The sequence below is a fragment of the Propionicimonas sp. genome (assembly GCF_047606205.1).
Taxonomy (GTDB): domain Bacteria; phylum Actinomycetota; class Actinomycetes; order Propionibacteriales; family Propionibacteriaceae; genus Propionicimonas.
On record NZ_JASGES010000028.1, the window covers coordinates 16,352 to 33,735 of the forward strand.

Below are 17,384 nucleotides of genomic sequence, written 5' to 3' on the forward strand. Positions count from 1 at the left end.
CCTCAGGAGTGGACGACGACCTCGACCCGCTGGAACTCCTTCACGTCGGAGTAGCCGGTGGTGGCCAGGGCCCTGCGCAGGGCGCCGACGAGGTTCATCGTTCCGTCGGCGACGTGGGACGGGCCCAGCAGCACCTCCTCGAAACTGCCGACGGCACCGAACTTGACCCGCTCGCCGCGGGGGAGGGTGGCGTGCCAGGCCTCCGGCCCCCAGTGGTAGCCGTGGCCGGGAGACTCGGTGGCCCTCGCCAGCGGCGTGCCGACCATGACGGCGTCCGCGCCACAGGCGATCGCTTTCGCGATGTCGCCCGAGCGGCCCAGGGCGCCGTCGGCGATCACGTGCACGTAGCGTCCACCCGACTCGTCGAGGTAGTCGCGCCGCGCCTCGGCCACGTCGGCGAGGGCGGAGGCCATCGGTACCTCGACACCCAGAACGTTGCGGGTGCGCTTGGTCGCCCCGCCACCGAAGCCGACCAGGACGCCGGCCGCGCCCGTCCTCATCAGGTGCAGGGAGGACTGGTAGGTCGCGCAGCCGCCGACGATGACCGGGACATCCAGTTCATAGATGAACTTCTTCAGGTTCAGCGGTTCGGACACCGTCGAGACGTGCTCCGCCGACACGGTGGTGCCGCGGATCACGAAGAAGTCGACGCCGGCCTTCTCGACCACGCTCGCGTACTCCGCACAGGTCTGCGGCGACAACGATCCGGCGACCGGCACACCGGCGTCCCTGATCTCTCGCATCCGCTCGGTGATCAGCTCGGCCTTGATCGGCTCGGCGTAGATCTCCTGCATCCGGCGGGTGGCCGCCACCTGGTCGTCGATCGCCGCGAGCTCCTCGAGCAGTGGCTCGGGCTCGGCGTAGCGCGTCCACAGGCCCTCGAGGTTCAGGACGCCCAGGCCGCCGAGTCTGCCCATCGCGATCGCGGTGGTCGGCGACATCACCGAGTCCATCGGTGCGGCGACGATCGGGAAGTCGAAGGTGAGGGCGTCGATCTTCCAGCCGAGGTTCACCTCCTCGATGCCTCGGGTCCGGCGGGTGGGGACGATGGCGATGTCGTCGAACCCGTACACGGGCAGGGCACGCTTGGAACGGCCGATCTCGATCATGGTTGTTGAGCTCCCTTGCTCAGGAGTGCGCGGTGTAGTTGGGGGCCTCGATGGTCATCTGGATGTCGTGCGGGTGCGACTCCCTCAGCCCTGCGGCGGTGATCCGGACGAAGCGGCCCTTGGCGTGCAGTTCCCCGATCGTCGCCGCCCCGGTGTAGAACATCGACTGCCGCAGGCCGCCGACCAGCTGGTAGGCGACGGCGGCGAGCGGTCCGCGGTAGGCGACCTGGCCCTCGATGCCCTCGGGCACCAGTTTGTCGTCGCTGGTCACGTCGCCCTGGAAGTAGCGGTCCTTGGAGTACGACGCGGTGCGTCCGCGGGCGGCCATCGCGCCCAGCGAGCCCATGCCGCGGTACGACTTGTACTGCTTGCCGTTGATGAAGACGAGCTCGCCGGGGCTCTCCTCGCAGCCGGCCAGCAGCGAGCCGAGCATCACGGTGTCCGCGCCCGCGACCAGTGCCTTGGCGATGTCGCCGGAGTACTGCAGGCCACCGTCGCCGATCACCGGGACGCCGGCCGGACGGCACGCCTGCGCGGCCTCCCAGATGGCGGTCACCTGGGGGACGCCGACGCCGGCGACCACGCGGGTCGTGCAGATCGAGCCGGGCCCGACGCCGACCTTGACGCCGTCCACGCCGGCCTCGACCAGTGCCTTCGCACCCGCATAGGTGGCGATGTTGCCGCCGATGATGTCGACCTCGGCCGCGGCCGGCTCCGCCTTCAGCCGCCGGATCATGTCGAGCACTCCCTGGGAGTGGCCGTGCGCGGTGTCCACGATGATCGCGTCCACGCCGGCGTCCACCAGCATCATCGCGCGCTCCCACGCGTCCCCGAAGAAGCCGATCGCCGCACCGACCCGCAGCCGCCCCTGCGGATCCTTGCTCGCCAGCGGGTACTTGTCGGACTTCACGTAGTCCTTGAGCGTGATCAGGCCGCGCAGCCGGCCGTCGGCGTCGACCAGCGGAAGCTTCTCGATCTTGTGCCGGGCGAGCAGCTGGAGGGCCTCCTCCGAGCTGATCCCCGGCCAGCCCGTGACCAGCGGCATCGGGGTCATCACCTCGCCGACCGGACGGTTCGGGTCGTCCTCGAAGCGCATGTCGCGGTTGGTCACGATGCCGAGCAGCATCATCGCGGAGTCGACCACCGGGACGCCGGAGATCCGGAAGTGTCCGCACAGCTCGTCCACCTCGCCGATGGTGGCATCGATCGTTGTGGTGATCGGCTGATCGACCATGCCGGCCTCGGAGCGCTTCACCCGGTCGACCTGGCCGGCCTGGTCCTCCGCGGACATGTTGCGGTGCAGGATGCCCATGCCGCCCTCACGCGCCATGGCGATCGCCATCCGCGACTCGGTGACGGTGTCCATCGCCGCGCTCACCAGCGGGAGCCGCAACTCGATCCGCCTGCTGATCCGGGTGGTGGTGTCGGCCGCGGACGGGATCACATCGCTCTCGTTGGGTTGGAGCAGCACGTCGTCGAAGGTGAGGCCGAGCGGAGCGAACGGCTCCGGGACGCCGGACGGAGTGAGCGGGAGGGTCAACAGGTCCCCAATCGTCGTCAGCACGGTGGAGTGGTCAGTCTATCCCGGCGATGACGTCCCCCCGTCCCGGTGCCACCCGCCCGCCCGCTCGTCCCCGGCCGGTGGGGGACGACCGGCGAACGGGAAAGGAACCGTCCCGGCGAACGGGAAAGGAACCGTCCCCTGAACGGGAAAGGAACCGTCCCCTGAACGGGAAAGGAACCGACCGGCGAACGGGAAAGGAACCGTCCCGCCGGGGGGCCGGTCAGGTGAGGGCGGCGAGGGCCAGGGCCAGGCGGGGGTGCTCGAACTCGAATCCGGCGTCCAGGAGCCGGGCGGGCCGGACGCGCTGGCTGGTCAGGAGCGCGTCGGTGACGAACTCGCGGCCGAAGATGGCGCCGACGGCGGTCAGGGGCAGCGGTACCGGTGTCGGCCGGTGCAGGTGCCGTCCGAACGCCCGGGTGAACTCGGCGTTGCTCACCGGGTTCGGGCCGACGAGGTTCACCGGGCCGGTGAGGTCGGAGCCGAGCAGGAGTTCCATCGCTCGCACGTGGTCGGTCAGGCTGATCCAGGAGAGGAACTGGCGGCCGTTACCCACCTGCCCGCCGAGGCCGAGGGCGAAGACCGGCCACTGCATGGCGAGGTAGCCACCCTGGCGGGCCAGGACGTGTCCCGTCCTCAGCACCGCCGTCGACACGGGCGAGTGCGCGGCCGCGGCCTCCCAGTCGGCGACCACGTGGGCGAGGAAACCCCGGCCGGCGGGCATGGTCTCGTCGACGATCTCGGTGCCGGTGTTGCCGTAGTACCCGATGGCGGACGCGTTCAGCAGGCGCTGGCAGCGTCCCCCCGGCGCCAGCGATGTGACGATCGTCAGAGTGGAGGTGACCCGCGAGCGCCGGATCTCGACCTTGCGATCCTTCGTCCAGCGGGCGCCAGCGATCGGCGCTCCGGCAAGGTTCACCACGGCGTCGACGTCCTCGAGGCCGGGGGAGTCGATGCGCCCCGCGTCCGGATCCCAGTGTCGCTGCCCGGCGGCGGCGACGTCGCCGCGAACCAGCAGCACAACCTCGTGGCCCCCGGCCACCAACCGGCGGGACAGCGCGGTGCCGAGCAGGCCCGAACCCCCTCCGATCGCTACGCGCATGTGGCGATCCTGCCACTCGCGGCCAAGCCGGGGATCAATTCTGCCCGTGCCAGATCACCGTCTGGAGGGCGTTCCAGACGCAGAAGGCGATCGCGAAGCCGAACACCCAGTAGCGCTGGCGCCGGCTGAGCGGCACCAGGCCGAGCAGTGCGAGGCTCCAGGGCAGGTACCAGGGGTGCAGGGCCTGGCCGAGGACCGCGACGGCGAGCGACCCCCAGGCGACCAGGCTGAGCGGACGGTCGGCGAAGCGGACGCCGATCCAGGCGAGGACGAGCAGCAGGATGACGGTGCCGACGCGCCCGGCGACGACCAGGAAGCCGGTGTACGAGCCGCCGGCGTGGGCCCAGAGGATGGCACCGCCCTTGGAGAGCAGCGCCAGCGGCGCGGGCGTCCCGGCCAGCCCCATCAGGTCGAGCCACTCCGTCCAGCCGAAGCCCAGACCGGAGCCAAGGCTGATCGCGACGAAGCCGGCCAGCGCCACGGCCGTTGCGACCGCGGTCCGCCACCCGAGCAGCCAGAGCCGGCGGGCCAGCGGCAGTCGAGCGAGCGTGGCGGCGACCGGGAGGCCGGCGACGGCGATCACGGTCAGGCCGCCCTGCTGCTTGAACGCCATGGCGACGCCGACGAGCAGGGGAGCGACGACGAGGGCCGGCCAGCCGGACCGCCACCGCAACGCCACCCAGACGGCGGCGAGGGACGCGGCGACCATCGGCGCGTCGTTGTGGGCCGCCCCGACGAAGTGCAGGACGAGCAGCGGGTTGAGCACGCCCAGCCAGACCGCGCCGCGGCGGGGCAGCCCGAGCAGGGTCGCGATCCGGGGGACGAGGACCAGCATGGCGGCGACGGCCAGGACGGCGGGAACCCGCATCGCGACCACCGACCAGTAGGGCTGCGCGCCGGTGGCGGTGACGACGAGTTCGTTCAGGCGGAGGGTGAGCGGCGGGTAGGCGACGCCGCTGCCCGCCCACAGCGGGTCGACGTAGGCGGCGAACGGGCCGCCGGAGGTGGCGAGCCCGACGTGGTAGGGATTGGCGCCGGTCGACAGGGTCCAGCCGAGGTCGGCGTACAGCACGGCGTCGGGGCTGAGCACGGGCGGCACGACCAGGAGCGGCAGGGTCCACAACGCCAGCGTGGTGCCGGCGTGGACGGGCTCGCGGGTGCGGTTCGGCCGGATCCTCCACCACGACCAGGTGAGCGCGACCACCCCTGCGACCAGGAGGACGCGGTTCCACGGCATCGCCGCGGCGAGCCCGACGGCGTTCACCCAGGCTGCGGGCCACCCGTCCGGGGAGAACGAGAACTCGGGATGGCAGCTGCCCCAGGCGACCGCGACGGAACCGAGGAAGCCCAGCCACACCCATCCCGAACGGAGCGCCGACGACGGTCTGACGGTCATTGGGCGGGCTCCTGTGGTGGGTGGTCGCCAACCAGTCTATGGGGGGCCTTTCCCGCGGGTCGGGTCCCGGTCCGCGCTGCGGGGCCTCTGGCGGGACGGCCCCGGGCCCGCCGGCGTGGTCCTCTACGGTGACCGGGTGCGGACGCCGGGCAGCCAGAGCAGGGAGATCCTCGCCCTCGCCGTGCCGGCGTTCCTGGCGCTGGTGGCCGAGCCGCTCTTCCTGCTGGCCGACACCGCGATCGTCGGACACCTGGGCACCGGTCAGCTGGCCGGGCTCGGGGTGGCCAGCTCCATCCTCGCCACCGCCGCCGGCGTCTTCGTCTTCCTCGCCTACGGCACGACCTCCGTGGTCGCGCGGCAGGTCGGGGCGGGCGACGAGCGGGCGGCGCTCGCGTCCGGGCTGGACGGGGTCTGGCTCGCCCTCATCCTCGGCGCGGCGACCGCGCTCGTGGTGGGGTTCGCCGCCGCGCCGCTGTGCGGACTGTTCGGCGCGTCCGCCCAGACCGCCGGCTACGCCGCGACCTACCTGCGCATCTCGGCCGGAGGGATCCCCGCGATGCTGGTCGTCCTGGCCGCGACGGGGGCGCTGCGCGGCTTCCAGGACACCCGGACGCCGCTGGTCGCCTCCGTCCTCGGCTTCGGCGCCAACCTCGCCCTCAACCTGGTCCTGGTCCTCGGGCTCGGCTGGGGCATCGCCGGGTCGGCATGGGGCACGGTGACCGCCCAGATCGGCATGGGCGTGGGGCTGGTCACGGTCGTGGTCCGCAGGGCACTGGCCGGGCACGCGACGCTGCGTCCCGAGCCCGGACGGGTTCTGGGCGCGGCTGCCAGCGGCGTGCCCCTGCTCGTCCGGACGCTGGCGCTGCGCGCGATCCTGCTGGTGACGACCTGGGTGGCGGCCGGCCTGGGCGACGTACCGCTGGCGGCCCACCAGGTGGCGGGCACGATCTGGTCGTTCCTCGCGTTCGTTCTGGACGCCCTCGCGATCGCCGGTCAGGCCATCACCGGCAAGGCGCTCGGCGCCGGGGACGTGGCCGCCGTCCGCGGTGCGACGTCCACCATGCTGCGCTGGGGCGTGTGGGCCGGGGTGGTCCTCGGCGCCGTGCTGATCGCCGTGCACGGAGTGCTCCCCGCGCTGTTCACGTCCGATCCCGGTGTGAGGCAGGCCCTCGGCGCCGCGCTCGTGGTGATCGGGTTGACCAGTTGGCTCTCCGGCCTGGTGTTCGTGGTCGACGGGGTGCTGATCGGTGCCGGCGACGGACGCTGGCTCGCCGGGGCGATGGCCGCGACGCTCGTCGCCTACCTGCCCCTGGTGCTGGTCGTTCGCTGGTTCACGCCGTGGCTGGCCGCCCACGGGGCGCCCGTCGCGGTCGCCGTGCTGTGGGCGGTGTTCACGGCCTTCATGGCGATCCGCTGGGGCTTCCTGCGGCACCGCGTCCGCGGCGACGGCTGGCTGGTCACCGGCGCCGCCCGGTAGTCAGTCGGCGGCGATGGCCTCGTGGTGCCGGACCACCTCCGCGACGACGAAACTCAGCCACTTCTCGGCGAACTCGGGGTCGAGGTGGGCACGCTGGGCGAGGTCGCGCAGCCTCTCGATCTGCTGCACCTCCCGCTCCGGATCGGCGGCGGCCAGGCCGCGGTCGCGCTTGAGGACGCCGACCTGCTGGGTGATCTTGAACCGCTCCGCCAGCAGGCAGATGATCGCTGCGTCCAGGTTGTCGATGGAGCCGCGGAGCCGCTCGAGTTCAGGGTCGCTCTGCACGCGGACAGCCTAACGGCAGCGGTGGGGGGGTCAGTGGACGGCGTACTCGAGCAGGATGATGGTGGCACCGAGCAGGGCCGTGCCGAGCCCACCGAGGATGCGGACCGCGACGTTCGACCCGCGACGAGAGTAGGCCGCGTAGCCCAGGACCCCGAGGATGAGCACGGCGGCCAGCATGGCATACCAGTAGGCGTCGTAGCCGGACATGGAGGTCAGGGTGCCGATCACCAGGATCACGATCGTGGGCAGCGCACTCCACAGCATTCCGGAGGAGTTCCGCAGCGACTGCCGCAGTGAACGGCCGAAGCCGTGTTCGCCGTGGTCGGTCAGGGTCTCGGCGTACACGTGGGCGGCGTAGAAGATCAGCAGGGCGGGGACGGCCTCCGCGAGGATCTCGGCGGCGTCGATCGGATGGCCGGCCTCGTTGATCTCGTCCGAGGCGATCGAGATGAAGGCCGTGAAGACGATCAGGCCGTAGATCGCGGACGCAGAACGGAACCGGAGGTCGAACCAGCGCCGCACCGCCTCGCGAGGCGGGGGAGACGCTGCGCCCGGGCTCATCGGCGGGATCCAGGGAAGACCTCGCGGTGCCGCCTCGACGCCCACGCGCCTTCGCTGTCCACCACCATGTCCCCATTATGGGCGAACCGGCCGCCGGAGCCTGGCGCCCGTCCGGGTGCCGGGGCTGCGCGGTCAGGCGATGACGTCGCCGGGGGTGGTGTTGGCGGGGATGCCGGTCACCACGGAGTTCGGGGGGACGTCCTTGACCACCAGTGCGTTTGCTCCGATCCTGCTGCCGTCCCCGACGGTGATCGGGCCGATGATCTTGGCGCCGGCGCCCAGCAGGACGTTGCTGCCGATCGTGGGGTGCCGCTTGAACCTGCCCCGGCTGCGTCCACCCAGTGTGACCTGGTGGTACATCAGGACGTCGTCGCCGATCTCGGCGGTCTCACCGATCACCACGCCCATGCCGTGGTCGATGAAGAACCGCCGCCCGATCACCGCACCGGGATGGATCTCGATGCCGGTGAACCCCCGGGCCCACTGCGAGAGGATCCGGGCCAGCGGTTGCAGGGCCGGCGACATCGTCCAGAGCCGGTGGCACAGCCGGTGGCTCCACACCGCGTGGATGCCCGGATAGGTGAGCGCGACCAGGACTTTCGAGGTGGCGGCGGGGTCCTCCCGCATCGCCGTGTCGAGGTCCTCCTGGATCCGCGCCCACGCGCGCCGGAACAGGTCCCGCACTAGTCGAGCAGGTCGGCGTACAGGACCGTGGACAGGTAGCGCTCGCCGAACGAGGGGATGATCACGACGATCGTCTTGCCCGCGTTCTCGTCCCGCGCGGCGAGCTCGCCGGCGGCGGCGAGGGCTGCGCCGGAGGAGATCCCCACCAGCAGGCCCTCCTCCCTGGCCGCCCTGCGCGCCCACTCGATCGCCGTCTCGGAACTCTGCGGCAGCACCTCGTCGATCACCGAGCGGTCAAGAATCTCGGGGATGAAGTTCGCCCCGATGCCCTGGATCTTGTGCGGGGCGGGGGAGCCGCCCGACAGCAGCGGCGACTCGGCCGGCTCCACCGCGACGATCCGCACCCCGGGCTTGCGCTCCTTCAGCACCTGCCCGACACCGGTGATGGTGCCACCGGTGCCCACCCCGGCCACCACGTAGTCGACCGAGCCGTCGGTGTCGGCCCAGATCTCCTCCGCGGTGGTCCTGCGGTGGATGTCGGGATTGGCGGGGTTGGCGAACTGCCGGGCGAGGATCGCACCGGGTGTCTCGGCCGCGATCTGCTCGGACCGGGCAACGGCACCCTTCATGCCCTCGGCGCCCGGGGTGAGCACGAGCTCCGCCCCGAATGCCCGCAGCAGCGCACGGCGCTCCTTCGACATCGTCTCCGGCATCGCCAGGACGACCTTGTAGCCCCGGGCCGCGCCGACGAAGGCCAGCGCGATACCCGTGTTCCCGGAGGTCGCCTCGACGATCGTCCCGCCCGGCCGCAGTTCGCCGGACGCCTCGGCCGCGTCGATGATGGCCACCCCGATCCGGTCCTTCACCGAGTTCGCCGGGTTGTAGAACTCGAGCTTGGCCAGGACGATCGCCTGGGAGTCGCCGTAGAGGCGGTTGATCCTCACCAGCGGGGTGCGGCCGATCAGCTGGGTCGCGTCCTCGAAGTACGCCATGTGTCCTCTTCCTCTTGCGGTGGGGGAGTCGCCGGTGGGGTCAGACCTGGGCCAACGCCTGGTCCAGGTCGGCGATCAGGTCGTCGATGTACTCGATACCCAGGCTCAGCCGAACCATCTCCGGCGCGACCCCCGCCGCCACCAACTCCTCCTCGGTCAACTGAGAGTGTGTCGTGGTCGCGTTGTGGATCGCCAGTGACTTGGCGTCCCCGATGTTCGCCAGGTGGGAGAACAATTGCAGGGACTCGATGAAGGTCGCGCCCGCCTCGCGGCCGGCCTTCAGGCCGAAGGCGAGGATGCCGCCGTACCCGCGCCCGGTGAAGATCCGGTCGGCGACCGGCTTGGACTGCGACGATTCGAGCCCCGGGTAGTTCACCCAGGCCACCTTGTCGTGGCCCTCGAGGTAGGTCGCGACGGCGAGGGCGTTGGACGAGTGCCGGTCGATCCGCAGGTGCAGGGTCTCCAGCCCCTGCAGGAACAGCCAGGAGTTGAACGGCGACACGGCGGCTCCGGTGTTGCGCAGCAGCACGGTCCGGGCCCGGATGATGTAGGCGGCCGGGCCTGCGGCGTCCGTCCACACGGCGCCGTGGTAGGCCGGATCGGGCTGGGTGAGGCCGGGGAAGCGCTCGGAGTGGGCGGTCCAGTCGAACTTCCCGGAGTCGACGATGATGCCGCCGACGCTGGTGCCGTGGCCGCCGATGTACTTGGTGGCCGAGTGGACGGCGACGTCGACGCCGTGGTCGAAGACCTTGGCCAGGATCGGGGTCGTGACCGTCGCGTCCACGATGAACGGCAGGCCCGCCGCGTGCGCAGCCTCCGACCACGCGTCGAGGTCGAGGACGTTGATCGCCGGGTTGCCGATCGTCTCGCCGAAGACCAGCTTCGTCTTCTCGTCGACGACCTCGGCCAGCTTCTCAGGGTGGTCGGGGTCGACGAAGCGGACCTCGATGCCGTACTGCGGCAGCGTGTGCGCGAACAGCGCGTAGGTGCCGCCGTACAGGGTCGAGACCGACACGATGTTGTCGCCGGCGTAGGTCAGGTTGAGCACCGCGTAGGTGATCGCCGCCGCCCCGGACGCGGTCGCGAGCGCCCCGACCCCGCCCTCCAGGGCGTTGATGCGGGTCTCGAACACCGACTGGGTCGGGTTCATGATCCGGGTGTAGATGTTGCCCGGCACCCGCAGCGCGAAGAGATCGGCGGCGTGCTCGGTGTCGTCGAACACGTAGCTCGTGGTCTGGTAGATCGGGACCGCCCTGGAGTTGGTGGCCGGGTCGGCGTCCTCCTGTCCGGCGTGGACGGCAAGGGTGTCGGGATGCTGGGACATGTCGCTCCTGTGGCTGCTGGTCGTGCGGTGATGGGAGAGCCGGACGGGCGTCGGTGCCGTCCGTGGGGCATGGTCTGGATGATCCGCGGGGGATCTGTGGCGAGGCTGTTGCGGGCTGGTGGATCAGCGCATTCGACAACAGGACATCGACCGCACGCAGCAGCAACACAGGGCCGCGGAGCTCGTCGGGGTCATGCTCGCAGGCTAGCGACGCGTCCGAGGAGTGGTCAACAGCGTCTTGGAATCCGGTCGCTCGCCAACCCATAGAATCTGTGCCCATGAGCGCCGAACACGATCTGGTGCTGGTCGTCGACTACGGCGCCCAGTACGCCCAACTCATCGCCCGCCGGGTGCGGGAGGCCAGGGTCTACTCCGAGATCGTGCCGCACACGATGCCCGTCGCCGACATCCTGGCGAGGCGGCCGACGGCCGTCATCCTCTCCGGCGGGCCGAGTTCGGTCTACGAGCCGGGTGCGCCGCAGCTGGACGGGACGCTGCTGGAGGCATCCGTCCCGGTGTTCGGCATCTGCTACGGCTTCATGGCGATGGCGCAGGCCCTGGGTGGCACGGTCGCGCGCACCGGACAGCGCGAGTACGGCCGCACGAGTGTCGAGGTGCTGGAGCCGGGCCGGCTGCTCACCGGCCTGCCGTCCTCGCTGACGTCGTGGATGTCCCATGGCGACGAGGTCACCGTCGCACCCTCGGGGTTCACCGTGAACGCCCGCTCGCCGCGCGCGACCGTGGCGGCCTTCGAGGACGCCGGCAGGCGCCTGGCCGGCGTCCAGTGGCACCCGGAGGTGCTGCACTCCGAACACGGGCAGGCGGTTCTGGAGCACTTCCTCTACGACATCGCCGGCTGCACTCCGACCTGGACCAGCGGCAACATCGTGGACGACCAGGTCGCCCGGATCCGCGCGGAGGTGGGGGACGCCCGCGTCCTGTGCGCGCTGTCTGGTGGCGTGGACTCCGCCGTCGCCGCCGCGCTGGTCCAGAAGGCGATCGGCGACCAGTTGACCTGCGTGTTCGTGGACCACGGCCTGCTGCGCGAGGGCGAGGCCGAACGCGTCGAGCGCGACTTCGTGGCGTCCACCGGGGTGAAGCTGGTCGTGGCGAACGAGCAGGACCGCTTCCTCACCGCGCTGGCCGGGGTGAGCGACCCGGAGACCAAGCGCAAGATCATCGGGCGCGAGTTCATCCGCACCTTCGAGGACGCGGCCCGCCGGGTCAACGCGGAGGGCCCGATCGACTACCTCGTCCAGGGCACGCTCTACCCGGACGTCGTCGAGTCCGGCGGCGGCGAGGGCGCGGCGAACATCAAGAGCCATCACAATGTGGGCGGGCTGCCCGACGACCTCCAATTCCGGTTGATCGAGCCGCTGCGCACGCTGTTCAAGGACGAGGTGCGCCAGGTGGGCCGTCAGCTCGGGCTGCCCGAGCACATCGTGAACCGGCACCCGTTCCCCGGACCCGGCCTCGGCATCCGGATCGTGGGCGCCGTCGACGCCGAGCGCCTGCGCATCCTGCGGGCCGCGGACGCAATCGTCAGAGCGGAGACCACGGCGGCAGGCCTCGACGGGGACATCTGGCAGTTCCCCGTCGTGCTGCTCGCCGACGTCCGTTCCGTCGGGGTCCAGGGCGATGGCCGCACCTACGGCCACCCGATCGTGCTGCGTCCGGTCTCCAGCGAGGACGCGATGACCGCCGACTGGAGTCGGCTCCCCTACGCCCTGCTGGAGCGGATCAGCACGCGGATCACGAACGAGGTCCCCGAGGTGAACCGGGTGGTGCTGGACGTGACCAGCAAGCCCCCGGGCACCATCGAGTGGGAGTAACCGTCCCACCCCGGCGGACCAGATTGGGGACGGTTCCTGACTCGGTCCGTCCGGCGGGTGGACCAAGTTGGGGACGGTTCCTGACTCGGTCCACCCGCCCGATGGACCGAGTCAGGAACCGTCCCCAACTCGGTCCGGGTGGGGATGATCCGGGGTCGGGTCAGCGGTAGTCGGAGGGCGGGGTGGTGTTGCCGTTGCCGCCGCCGAACATCTTCTTGAGGTCGTCGAAGCCGGTGGAGCCGCCGTCCTCCAGCGGGAGGACCAGCCACAGGGCGAGGTACACGGGGACGATCAGGCCCCAGAAGAACGCCAGCACGACGGTGATGATCCGGACCAGGCCGGAGTCGATCCCGAGCGAGCGGGCGACGCCCCCACAGACGCCTCCGACGAACTTGTCCGTCGCCGAACGGGTGAGCTTCTCCTTCATTGTTCTTCCTTTCTCGAAACTTCAGTTGCGCCTGCGCGAGAGCAGCAGGACACCCACACCCGCGACGACCATCGCCGCGGGAACGAGGATTCCGATCAGCCTGCGGTCGAGCACGCCGTAGACCGTCCACAGAGCGACAGCGGCGAGCGCGACGGCGAGGACGCCGAACGCGAATGCGGCCCGGTCGCGCCTCATCGCTTCACATCCAGTTCGCCGAGCCCGACCTCGGCCACGACGCGCAACGTGTGCGTCCCGCCGCCCCCGGCCGGGTAGGGGGTGCTGCCCTCGAGGTCGAAGCCGCCCCTGCTCTCGCCGACCGAGGTGCCGGTGGCGTTGTACTCGCCCGCCTTCACCGTCCAGTCGACCTGCGTGGTCACTCCGGAGGGGACGACGAGATTCAGCTGCCCGGCGCCGACGTGGACGCTCAGGCTCTGGTCGGAGGCCAGCTCCAGCCGGCTGAGGTCGACGGTCAGTTCGCCCGCCTGCAGCTCGATGGAGGCAGGAAGGTCCGCGCCCGAGCGGAAGCTGTAGGCGCGTTCGCCGGCGTCGGGCACCCGGACCCCGAGCGAGGTCACCAGCATCGAGGCGGTCGCGACCGCCGTGAGCAGGGTCACGGGAAGCAGCAGCGGAGGACGCCGGGTCCATGTCGAGACCACCAGCGTGACCCCGAAGCCGGCCAGGACGGCGGCGGCGTAGGCCAGCGGGGTGGCCGGCAGCCCGAGATGCCCGAGCACGGTGACGGCGAGGACCGCGCCGCCGGCCAGCGTGAGCGCGAGCCACCACAGCCGCCAGCGCCGGCGCGCGGGACGGCTGCCCTTGACGGGGAGGTCGTCGTCGCGAACGGCGAGGTCGGAGGCGGGCTCGGTGTAGGGCTGCGTCCACCGCTGCTCGCCAGCGGCCGCCAGCGGGGCAGCGGGTGCGGCGGCCTCGACGTAACCGGGGGTGTCCTGCTCGACGAGTCGCTGCCGCCAGTGCTCGGCCTCCCGCTCGAACGGCGTCGGCTCGCTGCGCTGCGGCGGGGCGGTGTGGACGTTGCGCCCCCGGATGCCGAAGAACCAGACACAGAAGATCACCACCATCGGGCCGAGCCCGATCCCCTGCGTCCCCACGGCGGCCACCAGTGCGACCGCAGCGGCGATCGTGACCACCACGAGGGTCCGGTTCGGCCAGGTGCGAGTGAACGGAAGCAGGCGCCGGAGCGGCACCTCCGTGCTGCCCTCCCTGGGCATCAGCAGCAGGCAGGCCGCGTACGCGACGAGCCCCAGCCCGCCGAAGAAGGTGAGGACGACGACCGCGATCCGGAGCAGGTTGGGATCGAGCTGCCAGCGACGGGCGAGCCCCGCGCACACCCCGCCGGCCAGCGCGCCCGTGCGTGGGCGACTGATGACGGGAAGCTGGTCGGGGCTGGGCACGACTCCATTCAACGTCGGGGCGGCCGAACCGGCCATAAGGGTTGTCCCTGAGGGCTCCCGACATCGGCGCGGAGGGTGTAGAAATGTCCTCGATAGACCTGAGAGCGCTTTCACGTGACGGGGCTCGGATCCTGATAGCGTTCCCACACAGAGCCGGGTTCTCGTACGCTCACCGACGACGTGGTCGACGCGTCCGATCGCTCCGGCCGCTTGAGACAGGAGGCACCCCCGTGGCCAGGTTCGACGGGGAGCACTCGGCGCCGACGCTGGAGGACGTGGCCCGGATCGCCGGCGTCTCCCGCGCCACCGTCTCGCGCGTGGTGAACGGGGGGACGCTCGTCGCCGCCAAGACCACCGAGGCCGTCCGGGCGGCGATCAACGAGATCGGCTACCACCCCAACCGCGCGGCCAGGGCACTGGTGACCCGCCGCACCGGCGTGATCGCCGTGATCGTGCCGGAGACCGACGAGCGCGTGTTCACCGACCCCTACTTCCCGCAGGCCTACCACGGCGCCCTGCAGGCGTTCGCCGGCTCGGACGTCCAGGTCGTGCTGGCGATGGCGCAGCCGGGGGACAGCGCGTCCCGCATGGTCCGCTACCTCGAGTCGGGTCACGTGGACGGCGCGATCATCGTCTCCCACCACGGTCCGGAGCTCGCGACCGCGCTCGCGCACTCGTGGCAGCCGGTCGTGTTCGTCGGCGATCCGGAGGCGCCGGGCGTCTGCTACGTCGACCTCGACAACACGACGGCCGCGCGGATGGCGACCAGGCATCTGGTCTCACGGGGCTGCCGCTCGATCGGTACGATCACCGGCCCGCTCGACATGGCCTCCGCGCGTTCGCGGCTCGCCGGATTCGAGGAGGCCATGGCCGAGGCGGGGCTGGACAGTTCGCTGCGGGTGGAGGGCGGCTACACCGCGCGCAGCGGCGAGACCGTCACCGAACTCCTGCAGCGCTGCCCCGACATGGACGGGCTGTTCGTCGCCAACGACCTGATGGCGGTCACGGCGATGGGGGTCGTGCAGCGTTCCGGACGCCGGGTGCCCGAGGACGTGAAGATCGTCGGATTCGACGACGCGGCCATCGGGCTGCAGTGCAACCCGCAGCTCACCACGATGACCAACCCCGCCGACGAACACACCCGGACGGCGGCGGAGATGCTGATCGAACTGCTGGCCGGGGAGGTGCCGCAGAACCCGCGGATGATGCGGCCGAGCCGCCTGGTGGTGCGCGGATCGGCATGACCTCTCCAGCCGGCGAGTCCCAGCCCGAAGGCACCGGGGTCGCGGTCCAGCCGCGCTCGGTGCGTCCGATCAGCGGAGCATGGGTGGGCGGGGTCTGCGCAGGCCTGGCCGACCACCTCGGCTGGTCGGTGCTCGTGCTGCGGGTGCTCTTCGTGGTCCTCGCCGCCGCCGGCCTGCTCGGCGTCGCGCTCTACCTCGCGCTGTGGCTGGTGATGCCCAGGCAGGCCGGGCAGCGCTCCGCGCCGGGCCTGGAGTCGGGGGCCCGGCGCGGGTTGCGCCCCGGCGGCTCCGTGGCGCTGACGCCGGTCGACCTCGGCGTGGCCGGCGCCCTCCTCCTGCTGGGCGTGGGCCTGCTGTGGCTCGTGCAGGCCTCCGGCTGGGGACTGGCGCCGCCCGCGCTGGCGGCCGGGCTGCTCGCGACCGCTGGGCTGGGCCTGATCTGGTGGCAGGCCGACCACGCGTCCACCCGTGAGCTGCGGACGGGCTCCGGCTGGCGGCGGATGGTGACGCCGCTGCTCGCGCAGTGGTCGACCATCACGGCGATCGTGGCCGGGCTGGCCGCGCTGGCCGGAGCGGTCGTCGTGCTGACCGCGTCGCTGCCGGGGCTCGGCGACACCGCCCGCACCGTGCTCCTGGTCGGCCTCTGTGTCGGTGGGCTGCTGTTGGCGTCCCTGCCGTGGGTGCTGCGGGTGCGCCAGGCCTTCGCCCGGGCCAGGGACGACGCGTTGGTCGCGGATGCGCGAGCCGACATGGCCGCGCACCTGCACGACTCGGTCCTGCAGACCCTGGCGCTGATCCAGCGGCAGGCCTCCGATCCGAAGAAGGTGACCGCGCTCGCCCGCCGGCAGGAGCGGGAGCTGCGGCAGTGGCTGTACGGGGAGACGATGGCCGGCGGCAGCCTGGTGGAGGCGCTCACGGCCGAACTGCTGGACGTCGAGGACACCCATGGGGTCGACATCGAACTGGTCTCGGTGGGCGACTGCGAGCTGTCCGGCGACCTCACCGCAGTGGTCAGGGCGACCCGGGAGGCGATGGTGAACGCCGCCCGGCACTCCGGCGCCGGACGGATCGACGTCTACGCCGAGGTGGACGACGACCTGGTGTCGGTCTACGTCCGCGACCGGGGCGCCGGCTTCGACCTCGGGCACGTCGAGGAGGACCGGATGGGCGTGCGGAACTCGATCGTCGAGCGGGTGAAGCGGGCCGGCGGACGGGCGATAATCAGGACGGCGCCCGGAGAGGGCACCGAGGTGAGACTGGAGCTGCCACGATGAGCGAGACCACGACTGAACCGGGCACTCCCGCCGTGTGGCGGGTGGTGCTGGTCGACGACCACGCCATGTTCCGCAGCGGGGTGCGGCACGACATCGGCGATCGCGTCCACCTGGTCGGCGAGGGCGAGGACGTGCCCACCGCCGTCGCGGCCATCATCGCCGCCGTCCCCGACGTGGTGCTGCTGGACGTCCACCTGCCCGGGGGTGGCGGCGTCGAGGTGATCAAGCAGGTGGCGGCGATCGAGCCGGGAGTGAAGTTCCTCGCCCTCTCGGTGTCGGACGCGGCCGAGGACGTGATCGGGATCATCCGCGCGGGCGCGCGGGGCTACGTGACGAAGTCGATCTCGGCCGACGAGCTGGTCGAGGCGATCGGGCGGGTGGCGACCGGTGACGCGGTGTTCTCGCCACGCCTGGCCGGCTTCGTGCTGGACGCCTTCTCCGGTGCGATCGATGTCGCCAGCATCGACGAGGACCTCGACCGGCTCTCGGTCCGGGAGCGGGAGGTGCTGCGCCTGATCGCTCGCGGTTACGCCTACAAGGAGATCGCTCGGGAGCTGTTCATCTCGATCAAGACCGTCGAGACCCACGTCTCCAGCGTCCTGCGCAAGCTGCAGCTGTCGAACCGCCACCAGCTCACCCGCTGGGCCACCGACCGCAAGCTGGTCTGACGGCTCGCCGCACCGCGCGGCCCGGTCCCACGCGTCCCACCCGAGGCGTTTGCTCCCGAAAGGCGGCTTTGCTCCCCGAATTCAGGGAGCAAAGCC

17 protein-coding genes are annotated in these 17,384 nt (G+C 71.4%); 5 read left to right on the forward strand and 12 right to left on the reverse strand.

Features of this window, described 5'->3' with window-relative positions:
* Positions 1 to 2 precede the first annotated feature (2 nt).
* The 4 genes from QM633_RS01675 to mptB all read right to left on the reverse strand — a co-directional run bounded on the left by QM633_RS01675 (position 3) and on the right by mptB (position 5,168).
* Positions 3 to 1,109 carry a GuaB3 family IMP dehydrogenase-related protein gene (locus QM633_RS01675; RefSeq protein ID WP_415151984.1) on the reverse strand — a complete coding sequence of 369 codons (1,107 nt, stop codon included), beginning with the start codon at positions 1,107 to 1,109 and terminating at the stop codon, positions 3 to 5.
* A 19-nt stretch (positions 1,110 to 1,128) separates the two neighbouring features.
* Positions 1,129 to 2,649, reverse strand: a complete 1,521-nt coding sequence (gene guaB, locus QM633_RS01680) for an IMP dehydrogenase (RefSeq protein WP_415152000.1) — start codon at positions 2,647 to 2,649, stop codon at positions 1,129 to 1,131.
* Positions 2,650 to 2,893: 244 nt separating this feature from the next.
* On the reverse strand, positions 2,894 to 3,772 hold the full coding sequence (locus QM633_RS01685; protein ID WP_415151985.1) for a TIGR01777 family oxidoreductase: 879 nt from the start codon (positions 3,770 to 3,772) through the stop codon (positions 2,894 to 2,896).
* Positions 3,773 to 3,806: 34 nt separating this feature from the next.
* Positions 3,807 to 5,168, reverse strand: coding sequence for a polyprenol phosphomannose-dependent alpha 1,6 mannosyltransferase MptB (mptB, locus tag QM633_RS01690; RefSeq protein ID WP_415151986.1), 1,362 nt, complete (start codon positions 5,166 to 5,168; stop codon positions 3,807 to 3,809).
* 136 nt (positions 5,169 to 5,304) lie between these two features.
* Between mptB and QM633_RS01695 the strand changes: the two genes are divergently transcribed.
* Positions 5,305 to 6,645 carry an MATE family efflux transporter gene (locus tag QM633_RS01695; protein WP_415151987.1) on the forward strand — a complete coding sequence of 447 codons (1,341 nt, stop codon included), beginning with the start codon at positions 5,305 to 5,307 and terminating at the stop codon, positions 6,643 to 6,645.
* Here QM633_RS01695 and QM633_RS01700 read toward each other — a convergent pair whose 3' ends face one another.
* The 5 genes from QM633_RS01700 to QM633_RS01720 form a co-directional block, all read right to left on the reverse strand.
* A complete protein-coding gene (locus QM633_RS01700) occupies positions 6,646 to 6,930 on the reverse strand; it encodes a chorismate mutase (protein ID WP_415151988.1) in 285 nt (94 codons plus the stop codon).
* Between the two features lie 30 nt (positions 6,931 to 6,960).
* Positions 6,961 to 7,491, reverse strand: coding sequence for a hypothetical protein (locus QM633_RS01705; protein WP_415151989.1), 531 nt, complete (start codon positions 7,489 to 7,491; stop codon positions 6,961 to 6,963).
* A 132-nt stretch (positions 7,492 to 7,623) separates the two neighbouring features.
* A complete protein-coding gene (epsC, locus tag QM633_RS01710; protein ID WP_415151990.1) occupies positions 7,624 to 8,175 on the reverse strand; it encodes a serine O-acetyltransferase EpsC in 552 nt (183 codons plus the stop codon).
* Positions 8,175 to 9,107 carry a cysteine synthase A gene (gene cysK / locus QM633_RS01715; protein WP_415151991.1) on the reverse strand — a complete coding sequence of 311 codons (933 nt, stop codon included), beginning with the start codon at positions 9,105 to 9,107 and terminating at the stop codon, positions 8,175 to 8,177. Before cysK ends, epsC begins: the two co-directional genes overlap by 1 nt.
* Positions 9,108 to 9,147: 40 nt before the next feature.
* Positions 9,148 to 10,431: an O-acetylhomoserine aminocarboxypropyltransferase/cysteine synthase family protein gene (locus QM633_RS01720; RefSeq protein WP_415151992.1), complete on the reverse strand. Its 1,284-nt coding sequence runs from the start codon at positions 10,429 to 10,431 to the stop codon at positions 9,148 to 9,150.
* Positions 10,432 to 10,709: 278 nt separating this feature from the next.
* Here QM633_RS01720 and guaA point away from each other — a divergent pair, with 278 nt between their 5' ends.
* A complete protein-coding gene (gene guaA, locus QM633_RS01725) occupies positions 10,710 to 12,263 on the forward strand; it encodes a glutamine-hydrolyzing GMP synthase (RefSeq protein ID WP_415151993.1) in 1,554 nt (517 codons plus the stop codon).
* A 160-nt stretch (positions 12,264 to 12,423) separates the two neighbouring features.
* Here guaA and QM633_RS01730 read toward each other — a convergent pair whose 3' ends face one another.
* The 3 genes from QM633_RS01730 to QM633_RS01740 are packed head-to-tail and all read right to left on the reverse strand — an operon-like array spanning position 12,424 to position 14,102.
* A complete protein-coding gene (locus QM633_RS01730) occupies positions 12,424 to 12,690 on the reverse strand; it encodes a PspC domain-containing protein (protein WP_415151994.1) in 267 nt (88 codons plus the stop codon).
* A gap of 21 nt (positions 12,691 to 12,711) precedes the next feature.
* Complete coding sequence (locus QM633_RS01735) at positions 12,712 to 12,885, reverse strand: hypothetical protein (protein ID WP_415151995.1); 174 nt, start codon at positions 12,883 to 12,885, stop codon at positions 12,712 to 12,714.
* Entirely contained in the window at positions 12,882 to 14,102 is a 1,221-nt protein-coding gene (locus QM633_RS01740; protein ID WP_415151996.1) for a PspC domain-containing protein, read from the reverse strand. The genes QM633_RS01735 and QM633_RS01740 overlap by 4 nt, the downstream gene beginning before the upstream one ends.
* Positions 14,103 to 14,332: 230 nt before the next feature.
* On the opposite strand from QM633_RS01740, the gene QM633_RS01745 reads away from it, so the two are divergent.
* Genes QM633_RS01745 through QM633_RS01755 form a run of 3 tightly spaced genes read left to right on the forward strand, consistent with a single transcriptional unit; the run spans position 14,333 to position 17,288 of the window.
* Positions 14,333 to 15,346 carry a LacI family DNA-binding transcriptional regulator gene (locus tag QM633_RS01745; RefSeq protein ID WP_415151997.1) on the forward strand — a complete coding sequence of 338 codons (1,014 nt, stop codon included), beginning with the start codon at positions 14,333 to 14,335 and terminating at the stop codon, positions 15,344 to 15,346.
* Positions 15,343 to 16,620: a PspC domain-containing protein gene (locus QM633_RS01750; protein ID WP_415151998.1), complete on the forward strand. Its 1,278-nt coding sequence runs from the start codon at positions 15,343 to 15,345 to the stop codon at positions 16,618 to 16,620. The genes QM633_RS01745 and QM633_RS01750 overlap by 4 nt, the downstream gene beginning before the upstream one ends.
* The gene (locus QM633_RS01755) at positions 16,617 to 17,288 is read left to right on the forward strand and encodes a LuxR C-terminal-related transcriptional regulator (RefSeq protein ID WP_415151999.1); all 672 of its coding nucleotides are present in this window, start codon (positions 16,617 to 16,619) and stop codon (positions 17,286 to 17,288) included. The genes QM633_RS01750 and QM633_RS01755 overlap by 4 nt, the downstream gene beginning before the upstream one ends.
* Positions 17,289 to 17,384: the final 96 nt, after the last annotated feature.